A 2,088-nucleotide genomic window follows, 5' to 3' on the forward strand; every position below is an offset into this window, starting at 1 on the left:
TTGAAGTCAGCTAAAACCCTTGTATTTGTCCTCGATAGCTCGCTCAGAAACGTTCCAATGTCGGCACTGTACGACGGCAAGCAGTACTTAATTGAGCGGTACGGAGTGGCGCTAGCACCGGGGCTGCAACTCCTCGATCCAAAACCGCTTCAGCGACAGGGACTTCAAACGCTCATTGCTGGATTAACCGAAGAGCGGCATGGGTTTAGCGCCTTATTCAATGTCGATTCAGAGCTAAAAGAAATTCAGTCCGAGGTGCCCAGCCGAGTTCTATTGAACCAGACCTTTACGAGTTCAGAACTACAAAAGCAAATCAACTCCGTGCCGTTTCCAGTGGTTCATTTAGCAACGCATGGTCAGTTTAGCTCCAATGCAAATGCGACGTTTGTGCTGGCGTGGGACAAACCCATAAACGTCAACGAGCTTAGCGGCTTGTTGCGCGATCGCGCCAATCGTCAGGATGCGGCGATCGAGCTTCTGGTTCTAAGCGCCTGTGAAACTGCCGCAGGAGACAACCGAGCCGCTCTGGGGTTAGCGGGAGTGGCAGTGCAGGCGGGGGCACGCAGTACGCTAGCGTCTTTGTGGAGCCTGGATGATGAATCGGGAGCCGCGTTTATGGGTGAGTTTTACCGTGAGCTAGCGAATGCACAGGTCTCGAAGTCGGAAGCCTTGCGACGGGCACAGCTTACTCTGCTGCGCGACCCAAATTTTCGCCATCCCCGCTATTGGGCACCGTACGTGTTAGTGGGGAATTGGCTGTGAGGAAGTTTCGCTGGACGATTTGACGATCGTGAATTGTTCAGGAGTCAAAATAACGTTTGCATACTGAAAACCGCCAACTAAATCTTCATGTGGAGTAGCCAGATCAACCGCGTAACCCTCTGGCTGCTCATAACATTCAACAATCGTTCCTAACGTCCCTCTAGGAATTATTTGTGTGTTTAGGTCGTCTTGAATGTCTACCAAGGTCTGAATTTGATCGTAGGCTTTTGCGCTCATCACTTCTTTTTGCTACTGGTGGACTTCGAGCCAATTTGTAATTAGTCTTGGAATCTCTGTTCCTCGATCGAGTTGCCAAATAGTCACTAAAGTTCCTTCTCTTCCGTTTGCCCCTCGAATGACTACTCGTACTTCAAATCTCGGACCATAACGATTGCTTTGTCCTTGAGTTGCTGGAGTCTTACTAAGCTGTTGCCGCAGTTGAGTGACTACATCTTGGGCTGCTGCAATTCGATTCTGAGGGTTTTGTACATCATATCCAACCGCTGCAAACGTCACCCACTTGCCCTGATTTCCTGGGTTGCCTGGATTCATTGAATAGTCTTCAAACTTGCGCAGGTCAATTTCTACAGCTTGAGCATTTGGTAAAGGATCACGAGATTGCCAACTCATCGCAAGGATTATTTAATGCTGGGGTAAGCAACGATCGCCCGTCGCAACTCCAACTCCATAGGGCGTTGCCGTCGAAGCGTCAGCAGTCAGAATAACCGCACCATTGCGGCTGATCCAGCCTTGCGCTTCCACGATGGAGTCAGGGGTGCGCTGGGATGAAGTGACGATCGCAGCAGTTCCAGTCGCCTGCTGTGGACCGTCGATCGGCTCAAGGTCTTGCCACAGAATGTCGGGAATCAACGGATCGCTGGGATTCTGCGGCACGCCGCCGCGCCCTGCGTTAACAAAGCGGCTGGTTTGGTCGCCTTGAACCCGACAGCCCTGAGCGAGCGGAGGAGCGCTAAAGGTGGCTGGTAGCTGCGGGGTTTGCTGCGTTGGATCAATCTCAGGCGTGTTAATGGTCACAATCCCATTGACGCCAAATTCTGAACTCGCGGTGATGTCGCTAAAAAGAGTTAGACGATCGCGAAACGCAATGCCAAAAATGCCCTGCGTCGTGATGTTAATGTTGCCGCCGTTTCCCTGAAACGCATTTGCCGTGATGTCGCTATTTTCACCAAGAACCGCCACAACAAAGCCAGCCGCGAGATTGATATTGCCGCCATCGCCAGTTCCCTGAGCTTTTCCAGCAGTCGTAGAGATGGAACTGCCGCGCCGCAGCAGTAAACGATTTGGCAGATTTAGAGTTATGTTGCC

General features: G+C 51.6%; 4 protein-coding genes. 1 reads left to right on the forward strand and 3 read right to left on the reverse strand.

The genetic code is table 11. From position 1 onward, the window contains the following. On the forward strand, positions 1-762 hold a 762-nt coding region (locus tag H6F43_RS15805; protein ID WP_190343684.1), incomplete at its 5' end, for a CHAT domain-containing protein. On the opposite strand, the gene H6F43_RS15810 is transcribed toward H6F43_RS15805, so the two are convergent. From H6F43_RS15810 to H6F43_RS15820, 3 genes are all read right to left on the reverse strand, one after another. After that, on the reverse strand, positions 742-999 hold the full coding sequence (locus tag H6F43_RS15810; protein WP_190343685.1) for a hypothetical protein: 258 nt from the start codon (positions 997-999) through the stop codon (positions 742-744). The genes H6F43_RS15805 and H6F43_RS15810 overlap by 21 nt on opposite strands. A 12-nt stretch (positions 1,000-1,011) precedes the next feature. Then, positions 1,012-1,392, reverse strand: a complete 381-nt coding sequence (locus H6F43_RS15815; protein WP_190343686.1) for a DUF6883 domain-containing protein — start codon at positions 1,390-1,392, stop codon at positions 1,012-1,014. 12 nt (positions 1,393-1,404) lie between these two features. Continuing rightward, positions 1,405-2,088 (reverse strand): S-layer family protein (locus tag H6F43_RS15820; RefSeq protein WP_190343687.1); only part of this gene is annotated, 684 nt, incomplete at its 5' end.

Origin of the sequence: Leptolyngbya sp. FACHB-36 (assembly GCF_014695955.1) — a bacterium.
GTDB lineage: Bacteria > Cyanobacteriota > Cyanobacteriia > Leptolyngbyales > Leptolyngbyaceae > FACHB-36.